This is a genomic window from Microbispora sp. H13382 (assembly GCF_014161445.1).
In the GTDB taxonomy this organism is placed as follows: Bacteria; Actinomycetota; Actinomycetes; order Streptosporangiales; family Streptosporangiaceae; genus Microbispora.
Genome location: NZ_JABBXA010000007.1, coordinates 156677 through 172819, shown reverse-complemented (window position 1 = coordinate 172819; position 16143 = coordinate 156677). Strand labels below are relative to the sequence as shown.

Here is a 16143-nt window from a genome sequence, read left to right as displayed (position 1 = left end):
GGGTCAGGAACGTCCGTGGGCCGACAGCAGGACGGTGAGCTCGTGCTCGACCTCCTGGTTGGCCACGAACAGCAGCTCGTCGCCGACCTCCAGCGGGTCGTCGGCCGAGGGGACCAGCACCCGGCCCTCGCGCAGGATCGCCACGAGGGCGGCGTCCACCGGCCACGGCACCGAGCCCGCCCGCTGGCCCACCACCGGCGCGTCCTCGGCCAGCGTGAGCTCCACCAGGTTGGCCTGACCCTGCCGGAAGGTCATGAGACGCACCAGGTCGCCGACGCTGACCGCCTCCTCGACCAGGGCCGACAGCAGACGCGGGGTGGAGACCGCGACGTCCACGCCCCACGACTCGTTGAACAGCCACTCGTTCTTGGGGTGGTTGACCCGGGCGACCACCCGCGGCACGCCGTACTCGGTCTTGGCGAGCAGCGAGACCACGAGGTTGACCTTGTCGTCGCCGGAGGCGGCGATCACGACCTGGCAGCTGTTCAGCCCGGCCTCGTCCAGTGAGGAGATCTCGCAGGCGTCGGCCAGCAGCCACTCGGCCCGCGGCACACTGTCGATCTTGATGGCGTGGGGGTCGATGTCGATGAGCAGGACCTCGTGGCCGTTCTCCAGGAGCTCCGCCGCGATGGAGCGGCCGACGGCTCCGGCGCCGGCGATGGTGACGCGCATCAGTGCTCCTCGTCGGACGGCGGGGCGGACAGCATCTTGTTGATGCGGTCCATGTCGTTCTCGGCGGCGACCAGGTGGAGGATGTCCCCTTCCTGGACGACGGTCGCGTCCTTCGGCACGAGCGCCTCGCCCATGCGGTTGAGGAAGGCCACGCGCGCGCCGGTGACGTTCTCGATCCCCCTGGCCCGGGTGCCGATCCAGCCCTGGTGGAAGACCACCTCAGCGAGGACGACCGTACCGGTCGGGTCCCGCCAGAGGGGTTCCGCGCCCTCGGGCAGCACCCGGCGCAGGATCTGGTCGGCGGTCCAGCGGACCGTCGCCACGGTGGGGATGCCGAGCCGCTGGTAGACCTCGGCCCGGCGGGGGTCGTAGATGCGGGCGACCACGTTGTCCACGCCGAACATCTCCCGGGCGACCCGGGCGGAGATGATGTTGGAGTTGTCCCCGCTGCTGACGGCCACGAAGGAGGCGGCCGAGGCGATGCCGGCCTCTTCCAGGACGTCGCGGTCGAAGCCGATGCCGGTTACCCTGCGGCCCCGGAAGCCTGCCCGCAGCCGCCGGAAGGCCTGCGGGTCACGGTCGATCACGGCGACCGAGTGCCCGTTGTCCTCAAGGATGTGCGCCAGGGTCGAGCCGACCCGTCCGCATCCCATGATCACAATATGCATGCTCCCCCGCCGTGGGTTGTGGCGGTCTCCTATTGCAGACAGTATGTCGCCCTCATGGCGCACCGCATGACCCGGGCACGACACGGGGGGACTAGGCTCAACAGACGTGTCCAAGGTGCCAGATCTTGTCAAGCGGCTCCTCGTGGGGCGGGCTCTGCGAAGCACCGCGCTCCACCATCAGCTGCTGCCCAAGCGTGTGGCGCTGCCCGTCTTCGCCAGTGACGCACTGTCTTCTGTGGCGTACGCGCCGCAGGAGATCCTGATCATCCTGTCGATCGCCGGGGTCGGCCTCTACAGCATCAGCCCGTGGGTCGCGGCGGGGGTCGTCCTCGTCATGCTCGTCGTGGTGGCGTCCTACCGGCAGAACGTGCACGCCTACCCCAGCGGCGGCGGCGACTACGAGGTGGCCACGACGAACCTGGGACCGACGGCGGGGCTGACCGTCGCGAGCGCCCTGCTCGTCGACTACGTGCTGACCGTGGCGGTGTCGGTCGCCAACGGCGCCGACTACGTGGGCGCGACGATTCCCTTCGTCGCCGAGCATCGCCCCTTGGTAGCGATAGCCATCGTCGTACTGCTGACCATCATGAACCTGCGCGGCATCCGGGAATCGGGTGTCGCTTTCGCTGTTCCGACCTACGCCTTCATGGCCGCGGTCATCGGCATGATCCTGTGGGGGCTGTTCCGCCTGGTCGTACTGGGCGAGGAGCTACGTGCCCCGACGGCGGACTACAAACTCGTCGCCGAGCAGGCGGACCTGGCCGGGTTCGCGCTGGCGTTCCTGGTGCTGCGCGCCTTCTCCTCCGGCTGCGCGGCGCTGACCGGTGTCGAGGCGATCAGCAACGGCGTGCCGGCCTTCCGCAAGCCCAAGAGCAGGAACGCCGCGACGACGCTGCTGATGATGGGCCTCATCGCGGTCACGATGTTCAGCGGGATCATCTTCCTCGGCCTGAAGTCCGGGGTGACGGTGGCCGACCCCGCCACCGCGGCCAGGGACATCATCATCAACGGTCACCCGGCCGGGCCCGGCTACTACCAGCAGCCGATCATCGCGCAGGTCGCGTCGGCCGTCTTCGGCAACGGCTCGGTCCTGTTCGTCGTGATCGCCGCGGTGACCGCCCTCATCCTGTTCCTGGCGGCCAACACCGCGTTCAACGGCTTCCCGGTGCTCGGGTCGATCCTCGCCCAGGACCGCTACCTGCCGCGTCAGCTCCACACCCGGGGCGACCGCCTCGCCTTCAGCAACGGCATCGTCATCCTCGCGGCCGGGGCCTGCCTGCTTATCTGGGCGTTCGACGCGGACGTGAGCAAGCTGCTCAACCTCTACATCGTCGGGGTGTTCGTCTCGTTCACCCTCAGCCAGATCGGCATGGTCCGGCACTGGACCCGTCACCTGAGGACCGAGAGCGACGCGAGGGCGCGCTTCCACATGATGCGCTCGCGGCTGATCAACGGCTTCGGTGCGATCATGACCGCGCTCGTGCTCGTCGTCGTGCTCGCCACCAAGTTCACCCACGGGGCGTACATCGTCTGCATCGCGATGCCGGTGCTGTTCCTGATGATGAAGGGCATCAGGCGGCACTACGACCGGGTCGCCGAGGAGCTCGCCGCGCCGGAGGAGAGCGAGATCGACGAGTCGATGCTGCCGGCTCGCAACCACGCGATCGTGCTCGTCTCGAAGATCCACAAGCCGACGCTGCGCGCGCTCGCGTACGCCAGGGCGACCCGCCCGTCGAGCCTGGAGGCCGTGACCGTCATGGTGGACGCCGACGAGGCGAACAGGCTCAGGGAGGAGTGGGACCGGCGCGGCATCGACGTACCGCTGAAGATCCTCGACTCGCCGTACCGGGAGATCACCGGTCCCGTGCTCGACTACGTGAAGTCGCTGCGGCGGCGCTCGCCGCGCGACGTCGTGACGGTCTACATCCCCGAGTACGTGGTCGGCCGCTGGTGGGAACACCTTCTGCACAACCAGAGCGCGTTGCGGCTCAAGGGCCGGCTGTTGTTCAAGCCCGGGGTCATGGTCACGAGCGTGCCGTTCCAGCTCGCCTCCTCCGACCGTCTCAAGGGCCGCAGGGAGCCGGTCGCGCCCGGCGCGTCCCGCCGCTCCTACCAGCCGCCGCCGAAGGACACGCAGGTCAAGACGTGACAGTCCGTCCGCCTGCGACCGGTGCGGCATGCCGCACATTTCAAGACCGATGACGAGACGAGAGAGGCCGACCGGATGAACAAGGGACGGCTCGAGCTGACGGTGAACGCCGTCGCCAACGGCGGCTGGTGCGTGGCCAGGCACGAGGGCCGGGTGGTGTTCGTCCGGCACGCCCTGCCCGGCGAGCGGGTCGTGGCCGAGGTGACCGAGGAGACCGCGCGGTTCCTGCGGGCCGACGCCGTCGAGATCCTGGAGCCCTCACCCGACCGGGTCACGCCGCCCTGTCCGTTCGCCGGCCCCGGCCGGTGCGGCGGCTGCGACTGGCAGCACGCGTCGCTGGAGGCGCAGCGCCGGCTCAAGGCCGACGTGGTCGCCGAGCAGTTCCGGCGGCTGGCGGGCCTGGACATCAAGGTCGTGGTCGAGGAGGTGCCGGGGTCGGAGGACGGCCTCGGGTGGCGCACCCGCGTCCGGTTCGCCGTGGACCGGGACGGCACGGCCGGGCTGCGCAAGCACCGGTCGCACGAGATCGAGCACGTCACCGAGTGCCTCATCGCGCACCCCGCCGTCGAGGGCGTCGGCGCGGAACGCCTCGCCTGGCCGGGAGCCGCCTCGGTCGAGGTGGTGGCGGCCTCGGGCGGCGAGCGCGCCGTGATCGTCGAACCCGAGCCGCGCCGCAGGGCGGTCATCCCGGACGTGGACGCCGCGGTCCTGCTCGACGAGGGCAGGCGGGGCACACGCGCGCTGCGCGGCCGGGCCTCGCTCACCGAGCGGGTGGGTGAACGGGACTTCCGGGTCACCGCCAGCGGGTTCTGGCAGGTCCACCCGGGTGCGGCGGCCACGCTGCTCGACGCGGTGCTCGACTTCGGCCGGCCCGAGCCGGGGGAGTGGGCGCTCGACCTGTACTGCGGCGCCGGCCTGTTCGCCGCCGCGCTGGCCGGGGCGGTCGGCCCGGAGGGGGCCGTGCTCGGCATCGAGTCCGAGCCGCAGGCGGCGCAGGACGCCCGGTTCAACCTGCGCGACCTGCCGCAGGCGCGGGTCGAGCGGGGCAGGGTCGAGGAGGCGCTCGACCGGCTGCGGATCGACCGGGCCGACCTGGTCGTGGCCGACCCGCCCCGCGCGGGGCTCGGCCGCCCGGTGGTCGAGCGCGTCGCCGCCCTCGAGGCCTCGCGCGTGGTGTACGTCTCGTGCGACCCGGCGACGCTGGCCAGGGACGTCGCGTGGTTCGGTCAGCACGGCTACCGGCTGGAGGACCTGCGGGCCTTCGACCAGTATCCGATGACCCACCACGTGGAGTGCGTGGCCCTGCTCGTCAGGGACTGATCCCGGCGCCGCCTCAGCGGGACATGCCGGCGACCAGGAGGTCCGCCAGCCTCCGGACCGCCAGGATCCCGCCCTCGGGTGAACCGGCGCGGAAGGAGGCGATGGCCCTCAGGCCGATCCGCACGTCCTCGACCGACAGCTCGGGACGGACGCCGCCCGCGCTCCGGGCCCGCTCGACGAGCTGCTCGAGACCTCGGGCCTGTGCGCGGCGCTGCCCTGCGAACGCCGCGCCCGCCGGATGGGAACCGAGCAGCGCCTCGTTCAGCCCGCGGTGCCGTACCTGGTTTTCGGCGAACCGGTGGACGGTTGCGCGCAGCGCGCGCCAGGGGTCGGGATCGTCCAGGGCGGCACGCATCTGGGCGCCGCACACGGCCACCTGCTCGGTGAGCACGGCGCCGACGAGGTCCTGCCGCGACGGGAAGTGCCGGTAGACGGTCGCGACGCCCAGACCGGCACGCCGGGCGATCTCGTGCACGGGCAGGTCGAGCCCGTCCGCGGCGAACGCGGCACGGGCGACCGCCACGATGCGCCGCCGGTTGTGCTCCGCGTCCGTCCGGAATTTCCGAGTCAATGTGGTCCGCGCCCCTCTCACTTCCGGCGATCCGAGGCATCCGCTCCGGCTTGTCTGCATACCGTGGTCGACGCCCAGTCGGAACAGCCTGATAGGTGATTATGTTTGCAGTGCGCCTCGACCGGTTCGGTCCCCCCGAGGTCCTCAGAGTGGGGGAGTGCCCCGAACCGCACGCGGGTCCCGGGGAGGTGCGCGTCAGAGTCAGGGCCGCCGGGGTCGCACCGGTCGACCTCGCGCTGCGCGCCGGCACGTCGCCGTCGCGCGTGCGGCTCCCCTGCCGCACATCCCCGGCGTCGACGCCGCCGGGCTGGTCGACGAGGTCGGCGACGGCGTCACCGGTTTCGCCCTCGGGGACGAGGTCTTCGGCGCCGTCGACGTCTCGCGGCTGGGCGGCGCGGCCGCCGAGTTCGCCGTGCTGGCGTTCTGGGCCGCGAAGCCGCCCTCGATGTCGTGGGAGGAGGCCGGCGCCGCCGGCACGAGCGTCGAGACCGCCACCCGGGCGCTCGACCGGCTCGGCGTACGCGAGGGAACGACGCTCCTGATCGACGGCGCCTCCGGCGGCGTCGGCAGCGTCGCCGTCCAACTGGCGGTCGCCCGCGGCGCCCGGGTGATCGGCACGGGCCGTCCGGAGAACCACGCCTTCATCTCCCGGCTCGGCGCGGTCCCGGTCGCCCACGGGCCGGGGCTCGCCGAGCGCGTCCGCGATGTCGCCGGCGGACGGGCCGATCTCGCGCTCGACGTCGCCGGCGCCGGCTCGCTCCGCGAGCTCGTCGCGATCACCGGTACGCCGGCGTCGGTCCTCACCATCGCGGACTTCACCGGCCCGGAGCTCGGTGTCGCCGTCTCTCAGGGTGCGCTCGGCGGCGAGCCGCACGGGCGGCACGGTCTCGCCCTCGCGGCCGCACTGTCGAAAGAGGGGCGGTTCCGGGTCCCGGTGCGGGCGGTGTTCCCGATGGACCGGGCGGCCGAGGCGCACGCGGCCGCCGCGCGAGGGCCACGGCAGGGCAAGGTCGTCATCACGGCTCCCTTCGCTCACGGCGAGCACGACTGAGGCGCGCGGCGCACTCGCCGGGTGTGTCTGCCGGACACCAGACCCCTCGTCGCGTCACTCACGGGCCGGGACTTCCGGAGCCGATCGCGGCCTCCGCCGCGAACCGATACGCCCGGCCGGCCGCTCACGCGTGGACCGCGGCGCCGGCGACAACGATCACCAGGGGCGGACGCCGCGGTCGCCGGGCGCGGCTTCGGGCCGGGCGACACCGGCCCCGGGGTGGGACGACGGCCTGGCCAGGATCCGTACGACGTCGTCGGCCGGTCTGGCGCCGCGCAGGGACAGCCAGGCCAGGCCGTTGCGGGCCCGGAACGCCGCGAGCCGCGCCGCGTCGCCCGGCCCCAGGTCGCCCGGATCGGCGAGGACGGGCACCAGCCCCATGCGCCGCCACGCCGCGTCGGGCGGGACGCCCAACGCCGCCGCGATCTGCGGGCGCGCCGCGCGGGCCGCCACGGCCAGGCCGTGGAGCGCGGTGGGACCGGTGTTCATCGGCACGAGCAGGCCGACCGACTCGATCTCCACTCCCGCCTCCCTGGTGATCCGCAACGCCTCCCGGTCGGCCGGCCTCAGACCGTCCGGGGAGGCGGGAAGCGTGAAGGTCACCCGCAGCGAGCCGGCCTCGCCGGTCGGTCTCTCCCCGGTCCGCGCCTCGTGCTGCAGGCGGGCGAGTGCGGCGGCGCGGCGGTGGGCGACCGCCTCCCCTTCCGGGTCCGCCGTGCCGGTCCATTCCGGCCCCCCGGGCGGAATCGCCGGATCCGCGGGCTCGAAGTCGACGCCGGGAGGGGCCAGCGCGGCGACGACCCGCCGGTAGGCCGCGAGCAGCCGCTCCGGGTCCTCGCACGCGACCGACAGCTCCTGCCCGTACGGCCCGCCGAACGCCGGCCACACCTCGCCGCCCCCGGCCCGCAGCCGCCCGATCCGCGCGGCGACGGCCTCCCCGCCCCGCGGCCGCACCCCCGCCCAGTGAGGAGCGCAACCGCCGGGGCCGGCGACGACATGGCCGATGCTGTAGGACCGCACGCCCGCCTCCAGCAGTTCGGGGTGCGGACTACCGGCGGCGTCGAGGAAGCCCCGGTAACGGGCCGTGGGTCCGCCGGCGGGGGAAGCGGCGGACGGTGCGGGCGACGCCGTGACCGTCTGGCGCGCGGCGACCAGCGTCTCCGGCGTGGCGGAGGCCGGGGTCCGCGCACCGGCGGGGGGCCTGGTCCCGGCCGCGACGCCGGATGCGACGTTCCACCCGCCGGGCGGGGCCGGGGGCAGGGCCCACAGCGCCGCGCCGGTCCCCGCGACGAGCGCGGCCGACGCCAGGAGGACGAGGGATCGCGGGGGGCGGCCCGCTTCGCGGGAATGACGTGCGGAGTCCACGCTCACCACCCTGAGTTGCGATACGAACACGGAGCGCACAGGCGGCTCGCACTCTAGCAAGCCGGGGACTCAGGGGAGGGGATAATGGACGGATGAAATTGAGGATCTTCACCGAACCCCAGCAGGGGGCGAGTTACGACGATCAGCTCAGGGTGGCGCAGGCCGCCGAGCGGCTCGGATTCGACGCGTTTTTCCGGTCTGACCACTATTTGCGGATGGGCGACGGCGATCCCGCCCCCGGCCCCACCGACGCGTGGATCACCCTGGCCGGTCTCGCCCGGGAGACCTCGACCATCCGGCTCGGCACGCTGGTGAGCGCCGCGACGTTCCGGTTGCCCGGTCCGCTGGCGATCGGCGTCGCCCAGGTGGACCAGATGAGCGGCGGTCGTGTGGAGCTGGGTCTCGGCACCGGCTGGTTCGAGGAGGAGCACACGGCGTACGGGATTCCGTTCCCCTCCCTGGGGGAGCGGTTCGAGCGCCTGGAGGAGCAGCTCGAGATCGTGACCGGGCTGTGGGCGGCGGCCAAGCCGTTCTCGTTCGAGGGCGCGCACTACCGGCTGGCCGACTCCCCGGCGCTGCCCAAGCCGGCGCAGCGGCCCCGGCCGCCCGTCATCATCGGCGGCGGGGGCGCCAAGCGGACGCCGCGGCTCGTCGCGCGGTTCGCCGACGAGTACAACGTGCCGTTCCACCTCCCCGAGGACACCGCCGCGGCCTTCGACCGGGTCAGGCAGGCGTGCGACGACGCGGGGCGGGAGACCGTCCTGCTGTCGGCGGCGCAGGTCGTCTGCGCCGGGCGGGACGAGGCGGAGGTCGCCCGGCGGGCCGCCAATATCGGCCGCGGGGTCGACGAGCTGCGCGTCAACGGGCTGGCGGGCACGCCGCAGGAGATCGTGGACAAGATCGGCCGGTTCGCCGAGATGGGCGCCGAGCGGCTCTACCTCCAGGTCCTCGACATGCACGACCTGGAGCACCTGGAGCTGATCGCGGCCGAGGTGCTGCCGCACGTGTCGGCGGCGTGACCCGCCGCCCGGCCCGCGACACCACCCGAGGCGGCGCCGGGATCGCGCGGAATTCCGCTCGCTAACGAAAGGGGGCATCCGGCACACTTTGCCGGGTGCTCCTCACGATCTCGACGACTCTGCGGCCCGCCACGGACCTCGGCTTCCTCCTGCACAAGCACCCCGACCGGGTGCAGGAGTTCGAGCGGTCGTTCGGCGTCGCCAGGGTGTTCTACCCGGAGGCGGGCGAGGACCGGTGCACCGCGGCGCTGCTGCTGGAGGTCGACCCAGTGCGGCTGGCCCGATCCCGGGGCTCGTCCTCACCCGACTTCTCCCTCGGCCAGTACGTCAACGACCGGCCGTACGCCGCGTCCTCGCTGCTGGCGTCGGCGCTCGCGGACGTGTTCCGCACGGCGCGGGCCGGGCGGTGCGCCTCGCGGCAGGACCTCGCGGACGGGCCGATCCCCCTGGAGATCACCCTGCCCGCGCTGCCGTGCCGGGGAGGGGCCGATCTCGCGCACCGGCTGTTCGGGCCGCTGGGCTGGGAGGTAGACGCCGCGCCCGTGCCGCTCGACCCCGGCTTCCCCGAATGGGGCGAGTCCCGGTACGTGCGGCTCGCGCTGCGCGGGAGCGTGCGCCTGGCCGACGCGCTCAACCACCTGTACGTCCTGCTCCCCGTGCTGGACGACGCCAAGCACTACTGGCTGGCGGGCGACGAGGTCGACAAGCTCGTCCGCGCGGGGGAGGGATGGCTGGCCGCCCATCCGGACAAGGGGCTGATCACCCGCCGATACCTCGGCCGGAGATGGGCGCTCACCCGCACCGCGTTCGCCCGTCTCGCCGAACTCGGGGACGACGTGGAGGAGAGCCTGGACCCGCCGGTCGAAGAGGAGCACGCCGCCGAGGGAGACACGGCGGAGGAGCACGTCCCGGTGGGCGACACCGCGGAAGAGCGCGCCGTGGTTGACGACATCGTGCGGGAGCCGGATGCCGAGGCTTCCGGCGACGCCGGTCCGCGCCCGGACGGCGGTCCCATCCCAGACGACGGCCCCGTGTACGGCGACGGCCCCACCTCAGGCGACGGCTCCGCTCCGGACGGCGGTCCCACCTCAGGCGACGGGTCCGCCCCGGGCGACGGGGCCGGTGAGGCGCGGGTGCCGCTCAACACGCTGCGCCGCGAGGCCGTCGTGGCGGCGCTGGAGGAGCTCGGCGCCCGCACCGTGCTCGACCTCGGGTGCGGCTCGGGCCAGCTGTTGTCGGCGCTGCTGGACAGGCCGGCCTTTGCCAAGGTGGCCGGCATGGACGTGTCGGCCCGCGCGCTCGCGCTGGCCAAGCGGCGCCTGCGCGCCGAGCGGATGCCGGACGCCAAGCGGTCCAGGCTGGAGCTGTTCCAGGGCTCGCTGACGTACACCGACGCGCGCCTGGCCGGGTACGACGCCGCGGTGCTGATGGAGGTCGTCGAGCACGTGGACCCGCCGCGGCTGCCCGCGCTCGAGCGCGTGGTCTTCGGCACGGCGCGGCCGGCACACGTGATCGTGACCACGCCCAACGTGGAGCACAACGTCAGGTACGAGCTCCTCGCGGGGGCGCGGCGCCACCCCGACCACCGGTTCGAGTGGAGCAGGGCGGAGTTCGCCCGATGGGTGGCGGGCGTCTGCGAGACGTACGGCTACGCGGCCGATCTGCGGCCGGTCGGCGTGGACGACCCCGAGGTGGGCCCGCCCACCCAGATGGCGGTTCTCAGCAGAGTGGAGGGACGGCCGTGACCGAGATCAGCGTGCCGGAGCTGTCGCTGGTGGTGCTCGTCGGCATCTCCGGGAGCGGCAAGTCGACGTTCGCGGCCCGGCACTTCGCGCCCACCCAGGTCGTCTCGTCCGACTTCTGCCGTGGCCTGGTCGCCGACGACGAGAACGACCAGACGGCCACGCCCGAGGCGTTCGACCTGCTCCACCACATCGTGGGCATCCGTCTGCGCCGGGGCCTGCTGACCGTGGTGGACGCGACCAACGTGCAGTGGGAGGCCCGCAAGAAGCTCATCGAGCTGGCCAGGTCGCACGACGTGCTCGCCGACGCGATCGTGCTCGACGTGGCGGAGGAGGTGGCGCGCGCCCGCAACGCGACCCGCCCCGACCGCGCCTTCGGCCCCCACGTGATCACCCGGCAGCGCAAGGAGCTGCGCCGGTCGCTCGGCAAGATAGCCAAGGACGGCTTCCGCCGGGTCCACGTCCTGCGCGGCGACGAGATCGACGACGTGGCCGTCACGTACGAGAAGGCGTGGACCGACAGGACCCACCTCACCGGGCCGTTCGACATCATCGGCGACGTGCACGGCTGCCGGGCCGAGCTGGAGTCGCTGCTGGTGAAGCTCGGCTGGGAGGCCGGGCCGGACGGCGCCGTCCACCCCGAGGGGCGTACGGCGGTCTTCGTCGGCGACCTGGTCGACCGCGGCCCGGACACGCCGGGGGTGCTGCGGCTGGTCATGGGCATGGTCGAGGCGGGGACCGCGCTGTGCGTGTCCGGCAACCACGAGCAGAAGCTGGTCCGGGCGCTCGACGGCCGCAAGGTGCGGGTGGCCCACGGCCTGGAGCGGTCGCTGGAGCAGCTCGCCGCCGAGCCGGCGGAGTTCCGCGCGGCCGCCAGGACGTTCATGGACGGGCTCATCAGCCACTACCGCCTCGACGGCGGCCGGCTGGTGGTCGCGCACGCCGGGCTGAAGGAGGCCTACCACGGGCGGGCCTCCGGGCGGGTGCGGGCGTTCGCCCTGTACGGCGACACGACCGGGGAGACCGACGAGTACGGCCTGCCGGTGCGCTACCCCTGGGCGAACGACTACCGGGGACGTGCCATGGTCGTCTACGGCCACACCCCGGTGCCTGAGCCGGAGTGGGTCAACAACACGATCTGCCTCGACACCGGCGCGGTCTTCGGCGGGCGGCTGACCGCCCTTCGCTACCCCGAGCGGGAGCTCGTCTCGGTCCCGGCGGAGAAGGTCTGGTACGAGCCCACGCGGCCCCTCACAGCGCCGGCCCCCGCCCGCGATCCCGGCGTGCTGGACATCGGCGACGTGGACGGCACCCGCTTCGTGGAGTCGCGGTTCGGCGGCCGGATCAGGATCGCGGAGGAGAACTCCCGCGCCGCGCTGGAGATCATGAGCCGGTTCGCCGTGGACCCCCGCTGGCTGGTCTACCTTCCGCCGACCATGGCGCCGCCGGAGACCTCCGCGCTGGACGGCTACCTGGAGCACCCGGCCGAGGCGTTCGAGGAGTTCGCCCGCGCGGGCGTGTCCCGGGTCGTGTGCGAGGAGAAGCACATGGGCTCGCGGGCGATCGCCGTGCTGGCGCGGACGCCGGAGGCCGCGGCGCGCTGCTTCGCCGTCGCCGACGGCACGGCGGGCAGCGTCTACACCCGCACCGGGCGGCCCTTCTTCGACGCCCGCATGCCGGAACTGGTCGACCGGCTGCGCGAGGCCGCGGCGCCGCTGTGGGAGGCGCTGGAGACCGACTGGGTGGTGCTCGACTGCGAGCTGCTGCCGTGGTCGGCCAAGGCGGAGGGGCTGATCCGCGACCAGTACGCCTCGGTGGGGGCGGCCGCCCGGGCGGCGCTGCCCGAGGCGGTCGCGGCGCTGGAGATGGCGGCGGGACGTGGCCTGGATGTAGGCCCTCTGCTCGACCGCACCCGCCGCCGTGCCCACAACGCTGCCCTTTTCCGCGACGCCTATGCCCGCTACTGCTGGCCGGTCTCGGGCCTCGACGGCGTACGGCTCGCGCCGTTCCAGATCCTCGCGTGCGAGGGCAGGGCGACGGCGGTGGAGGAGCCGCACGAGTGGCACCTGAAGACGCTCGGGCTGATGGACTCGCCGCTCGTCGCGCCGACCCGCCACGTCTTCGTCTCCCTCGACTCGCCGCGGGAGCGGGAGGCGGCGGTCGCGTGGTGGACGGCGCTGACCGAGGCCGGAGGCGAGGGCATGGTGGTGAAACCGGCCGCCCACCCGGAGGGGCGGGTGCAGCCGGGTGTCAAGGTGCGTGGCAGGGAGTATCTGCGCATCATCTACGGTCCCGACTACACCGAGTCGCTCGACGTGCTTCGGCGAAGGTTCACCGGCAGGAAGCGGTCGCTCGCGCTGCGGGAGCACGGGCTCGGCCTCGAGGCGCTGGCGCGCCTGGCGGAGGGTGAGCCGCTCTGGCGGATCCACGAGGCGGTCTTCGCCGTCCTCGCGCTGGAGTCCGAGCCGGTCGACCCGCGTCTGTGACCCGACGGCCCGCGTCTGTGACCCGACGGCCCGTGTCCCTGACCTGACGGGCCGTGTCTCTGGCCTGACGGCCCCCGGGCACGGCTCCCGCCTCACCGGCGGGGGGCCGTGCCCGGGGCCCGGGGTCGTACCCGGAGACGCGGCTCAGCGGGGCTCGGCCGCGGCGGGCGCGTCCGCTCCGGCGGCGGCCGGCTCGGGCAGGTCCACGCTGTCGCGCAGCCGCACCTGCGGGAGGAACAGTACGGCGAGGATGCCGACGACCGCGATGCAGGCCGAGATGAGGAAGATGTGGCCGGTGGCGTCGCCGTAGGCGGCGCGCACGATGCCGCGGATCGGCTCGGGGAGCGCCCCCATGTTGAGGCTGCCGCCGCCGCTGCTCTGGGACGCCGGGACTCGGATGCCGGCCTTGGCCAGGCCCGTGGTGATGTTCGCGGTGACCTGGTTGGCCAGGACGGCGCCCAGGACCGAGACGCCGATCGTGCCGCCCAGCGAGCGGAAGAAGGTGATCGCGCCGCTGGCGGCGCCCAGCTCGCGCAGCGGGACGGTGTTCTGCACGGCCAGCACGAGGTTCTGCATGGACATGCCGACGCCGGCGCCGACCACGAGCATGCCGCCGCCGACGAGGACCAGCGAGGTGTCGTGGTCCATCGTGGACAGGACGAGGAACCCGAGCGTGAGCACGATCGAGCCGACGAGGATGTACGGCTTGACCCGGCCGCTGCGGGACACCATCCGCCCCGAGATCGTGGACGACACCAGGACGCCGAGCATCATCGGGATCGTGAGCAGGCCCGCCTCGGTGGGGGTGTAGCCGCGGCCGATCTGGAAGTACTGGCCCAGGAAGACCGCGCCGCCGAACATGGCCATGCCCACGGCCAGGCTGGCGAGGATCGCGAGGGCCGGCGTGCGCCGCCGGATGACGTGCAGCGGGACGACCGGCTCGCGGACCGCGGACTCCACCCAGACGGCGATGCCGAGCAGCACCACCGAGGAGCCGACCATGGCGAAGGTCTGCCAGGAGATCCAGTCGAAGGAGTTGCGGACGAAGGTGACCCAGATGAGCAGGATGCTCACGCCGGCGGCGATGAGGATCGCGCCGGGGTAGTCCACCGAGGTGCCCGGACGGCGGACCGTGGCGATGTCGAGCGTGCGGTGCAGGATGATCAGCGCGATCGCCGTGAACGGGATCGGCAGGAAGAAGCACCACCGCCAGCCCAGCCAGGACGTGTCGGTGATCAGGCCGCCCAGCAGCGGCCCGCCGACCGTGGCCACGGCCATGACCGCGCCGAGGTAGCCGTTGTACTTGCCCCGGTCCTTCGGGCTGATCATGGCGGCGATGACCACCTGGACCAGGATCTGCAGCGCGCCCATGCCCAGGCCCTGCACCGCGCGGAAGGCGATCAGCATCGGCGTGTTCTGCGCGAAGCCGCAGGCGAGCGAGGCGACGAGGAAGATGCCGATGGCGACCTCGAGCAGCAGCTTCTTGCTGAACAGGTCGGCCAGCTTGCCCCAGATGGGGGTCGAGGCGGTCGTGGTGAGCAGGGCCGCGGTGACCACCCAGGTGTACTGAGACTGGGTGCCGTTCAGCGCGCCGATGATCTGTGGCAGCGCGACGGACACGATCGTGCTGCTGATCATCGCGAGGAACAGGACGAGGAGCAGGCCGCTCAGCGCTTCGAGTACCTGCCGGTGGCTCTTGGCCCCCGTCTCCGGCAGCGTGGGTGCGCTCACGCGCAGCCTCCAATGCGAGTTCGAAGGGGATTACCGGTCAACGATACATGCCCAGCAGGCAACTTTGCCCGGTGGGCAATGTTTAAGCGGCTAAGCTGAACCCACCATGGAACCGACGGCGGGATTGCGCGAGCGTAAGAAGGCCGAGACGCGGCAGGCCATCCACAAGGCCACGCTGCGGCTCGCCGTGGAGCGTGGGCTCGACCACGTCACCGTCGACGACATCGTGGAGGCCGCCAACATCTCGCGCCGGACCTTCTCCAACTACTTCGGCAGCAAGGAGGACGCCCTCCTGTACGGCGAGGAGGAGCGCGTCCGGTTCCTGGTCCGTGCGGTCCGAGAACGGCCGGCGGGGGAGCCGGGCTGGCAGGCGCTGCGCGGGGCCGTGCGCGACATGCTGGAGGACATGGGCGAGCTCGACCGTGAGTGGGCGGTGCGCACCGCGCTCACCAAGCGCCACCCCTCCCTGCTCGCCCGGCAGCTCGCCAACCATGCCGCGCTGGAACGGGATCTGGTCCAGGCGATCGGCGAACGCGACCGGCCGGGGGATCCCGCCGCCGACCTGAAGTCGCGGATCATGGCCGCCGCCTTCCTGGTCGCGTTGCGCATCGCCACCCACGTGTGGATCGAGGAGCAGGAGGCCCGCCCGCTCTCGCAGATCGTCGAGCAGGCCCTCGACCAGTTGGCGCAGCCCTTCCGCTGAGCCCCGGTGCCCGCCGGGCTCAGCCCGTGAAGCGGGCCAGGAGCAGCCCGAGCCTGAGCTCGTGGTGCTCGCGCGGGAGCCGGCCGCCGCGCATGAGGGTCACCAGGCCGTGCAGGGCGGCCCAGAGAGTCTCGGTCAGCGCGCCCAGGCTGTCGTCGCCCGCGTGCGGGCGGACGGCCTCGGCCAGCTCGCCGAAGGCCGCCTGCAGTGCGGGCGGGGCCTCGGGGGTGGCGAACGGCAGCGGGACGGCCTGACTGAACATCACGTCGTAGAGGGCCGGGTGCCGGTCGGCGAAGGCCACGTAGGCCGCGCCGACGCCGGCGAGGGCGCGGTGGGCGTCCGGCGCGGCGGTCCGGGCCGCGCGCAGTTCCCGGGCCAGGTCGGCGCAGCCCTCCACGGCGACGGCCGCCATGATCGCGTCCTTGCCCTTGAAGTGGCTGTAGAGCACCGGCTGGCTGTACTCGACCCGCTCGGCCAGCCGCCGGGTCGTGACCGCCTCCCAGCCCTCGGCCTCGGCCAGTTCCCGGGCCGCCGTGACGATCAGCTTCTCGCGCTCGGCGCGCTCGCGCTCCCTGCGTGACTGGATGGACATGCTTGGAACTCTAGCAGCGCTAGCGTTAGTGGCAATGCTCTGCTAGCTTCGTTCTCGTTCCTAGCGCTGCTAGT

12 protein-coding genes and 1 pseudogene are annotated in these 16143 nt (G+C 72.9%); 7 read left to right on the top strand and 6 right to left on the bottom strand.

What is annotated here, in order from left to right; translation table 11 throughout:
- Positions 1–3 precede the first annotated feature (3 nt).
- Together HHX41_RS16645 and HHX41_RS16640 are read right to left on the bottom strand one after the other, a co-directional pair.
- Entirely contained in the window at positions 4–672 is a 669-nt protein-coding gene (locus HHX41_RS16645; protein WP_169980178.1) for a TrkA family potassium uptake protein, read from the bottom strand.
- Complete coding sequence (locus HHX41_RS16640) at positions 672–1340, bottom strand: TrkA family potassium uptake protein (protein WP_182906669.1); 669 nt, start codon at positions 1338–1340, stop codon at positions 672–674. Before HHX41_RS16640 ends, HHX41_RS16645 begins: the two co-directional genes overlap by 1 nt.
- Positions 1341–1446: 106 nt before the next feature.
- Here HHX41_RS16640 and HHX41_RS16635 point away from each other — a divergent pair, with 106 nt between their 5' ends.
- Positions 1447–3489: an APC family permease gene (locus tag HHX41_RS16635; protein WP_169980182.1), complete on the top strand. Its 2043-nt coding sequence runs from the start codon at positions 1447–1449 to the stop codon at positions 3487–3489.
- 75 nt (positions 3490–3564) lie between these two features.
- The gene (locus HHX41_RS16630; RefSeq protein ID WP_182906668.1) at positions 3565–4809 is read left to right on the top strand and encodes a class I SAM-dependent RNA methyltransferase; all 1245 of its coding nucleotides are present in this window, start codon (positions 3565–3567) and stop codon (positions 4807–4809) included.
- 13 nt (positions 4810–4822) lie between these two features.
- Here HHX41_RS16630 and HHX41_RS16625 read toward each other — a convergent pair whose 3' ends face one another.
- Positions 4823–5380: a TetR/AcrR family transcriptional regulator gene (locus HHX41_RS16625; RefSeq protein ID WP_220504120.1), complete on the bottom strand. Its 558-nt coding sequence runs from the start codon at positions 5378–5380 to the stop codon at positions 4823–4825.
- 101 nt (positions 5381–5481) lie between these two features.
- Between HHX41_RS16625 and HHX41_RS40640 the strand changes: the two are divergent.
- Positions 5482–6431 (top strand): annotated as a pseudogene (locus HHX41_RS40640) (NADP-dependent oxidoreductase).
- Positions 6432–6587: 156 nt separating this feature from the next.
- Here the strand turns inward: HHX41_RS40640 and HHX41_RS16615 are convergent.
- Positions 6588–7796, bottom strand: coding sequence for a hypothetical protein (locus tag HHX41_RS16615; protein WP_169980190.1), 1209 nt, complete (start codon positions 7794–7796; stop codon positions 6588–6590).
- Positions 7797–7888: 92 nt separating this feature from the next.
- On the opposite strand from HHX41_RS16615, the gene HHX41_RS16610 reads away from it, so the two are divergent.
- The 3 genes from HHX41_RS16610 (at position 7889) to HHX41_RS16600 (ending at position 13043) form a co-directional block, all read left to right on the top strand.
- Positions 7889–8815 carry an LLM class F420-dependent oxidoreductase gene (locus HHX41_RS16610; protein WP_182906666.1) on the top strand — a complete coding sequence of 309 codons (927 nt, stop codon included), beginning with the start codon at positions 7889–7891 and terminating at the stop codon, positions 8813–8815.
- Between the two features lie 95 nt (positions 8816–8910).
- Positions 8911–10560: a 3' terminal RNA ribose 2'-O-methyltransferase Hen1 gene (locus HHX41_RS16605; RefSeq protein ID WP_182906665.1), complete on the top strand. Its 1650-nt coding sequence runs from the start codon at positions 8911–8913 to the stop codon at positions 10558–10560.
- On the top strand, positions 10557–13043 hold the full coding sequence (locus HHX41_RS16600) for a polynucleotide kinase-phosphatase (RefSeq protein ID WP_182906822.1): 2487 nt from the start codon (positions 10557–10559) through the stop codon (positions 13041–13043). Before HHX41_RS16605 ends, HHX41_RS16600 begins: the two co-directional genes overlap by 4 nt.
- Positions 13044–13187: 144 nt before the next feature.
- Here the strand turns inward: HHX41_RS16600 and HHX41_RS16595 are convergent, their stop codons facing one another.
- The gene (locus tag HHX41_RS16595) at positions 13188–14681 is read right to left on the bottom strand and encodes an MDR family MFS transporter (protein ID WP_169980736.1); all 1494 of its coding nucleotides are present in this window, start codon (positions 14679–14681) and stop codon (positions 13188–13190) included.
- 199 nt (positions 14682–14880) lie between these two features.
- Here HHX41_RS16595 and HHX41_RS16590 point away from each other — a divergent pair, with 199 nt between their 5' ends.
- Entirely contained in the window at positions 14881–15477 is a 597-nt protein-coding gene (locus HHX41_RS16590) for a TetR/AcrR family transcriptional regulator (RefSeq protein WP_182906664.1), read from the top strand.
- 19 nt (positions 15478–15496) lie between these two features.
- Here the strand turns inward: HHX41_RS16590 and HHX41_RS16585 are convergent, their stop codons facing one another.
- Positions 15497–16069 (bottom strand): TetR/AcrR family transcriptional regulator, encoded by a 573-nt coding sequence (locus HHX41_RS16585; protein ID WP_182906663.1) that lies wholly within the window; start codon positions 16067–16069, stop codon positions 15497–15499.
- Between the last annotated feature and the right edge of the window lie 74 nt (positions 16070–16143).

Excerpts from the sequence above, each read along its gene's own strand:
- HHX41_RS16630 (WP_182906668.1), top strand. The coding sequence starts at position 3,565 with ATGAACAAGGGACGGCTCGAGCTGACGGTGAACGCCGTCGCCAACGGC.
- HHX41_RS16595 (WP_169980736.1), bottom strand. The coding sequence starts at position 14,681 with ATGATCAGCAGCACGATCGTGTCCGTCGCGCTGCCACAGATCATCGGC.
- HHX41_RS16645 (WP_169980178.1), bottom strand. The coding sequence starts at position 672 with ATGCGCGTCACCATCGCCGGCGCCGGAGCCGTCGGCCGCTCCATCGCG.
- HHX41_RS16590 (WP_182906664.1), top strand. The coding sequence starts at position 14,881 with ATGGAACCGACGGCGGGATTGCGCGAGCGTAAGAAGGCCGAGACGCGG.
- HHX41_RS16585 (WP_182906663.1), bottom strand. The coding sequence starts at position 16,069 with ATGTCCATCCAGTCACGCAGGGAGCGCGAGCGCGCCGAGCGCGAGAAG.
- HHX41_RS16640 (WP_182906669.1), bottom strand. The coding sequence starts at position 1,340 with ATGCATATTGTGATCATGGGATGCGGACGGGTCGGCTCGACCCTGGCG.
- HHX41_RS16610 (WP_182906666.1), top strand. The coding sequence starts at position 7,889 with ATGAAATTGAGGATCTTCACCGAACCCCAGCAGGGGGCGAGTTACGAC.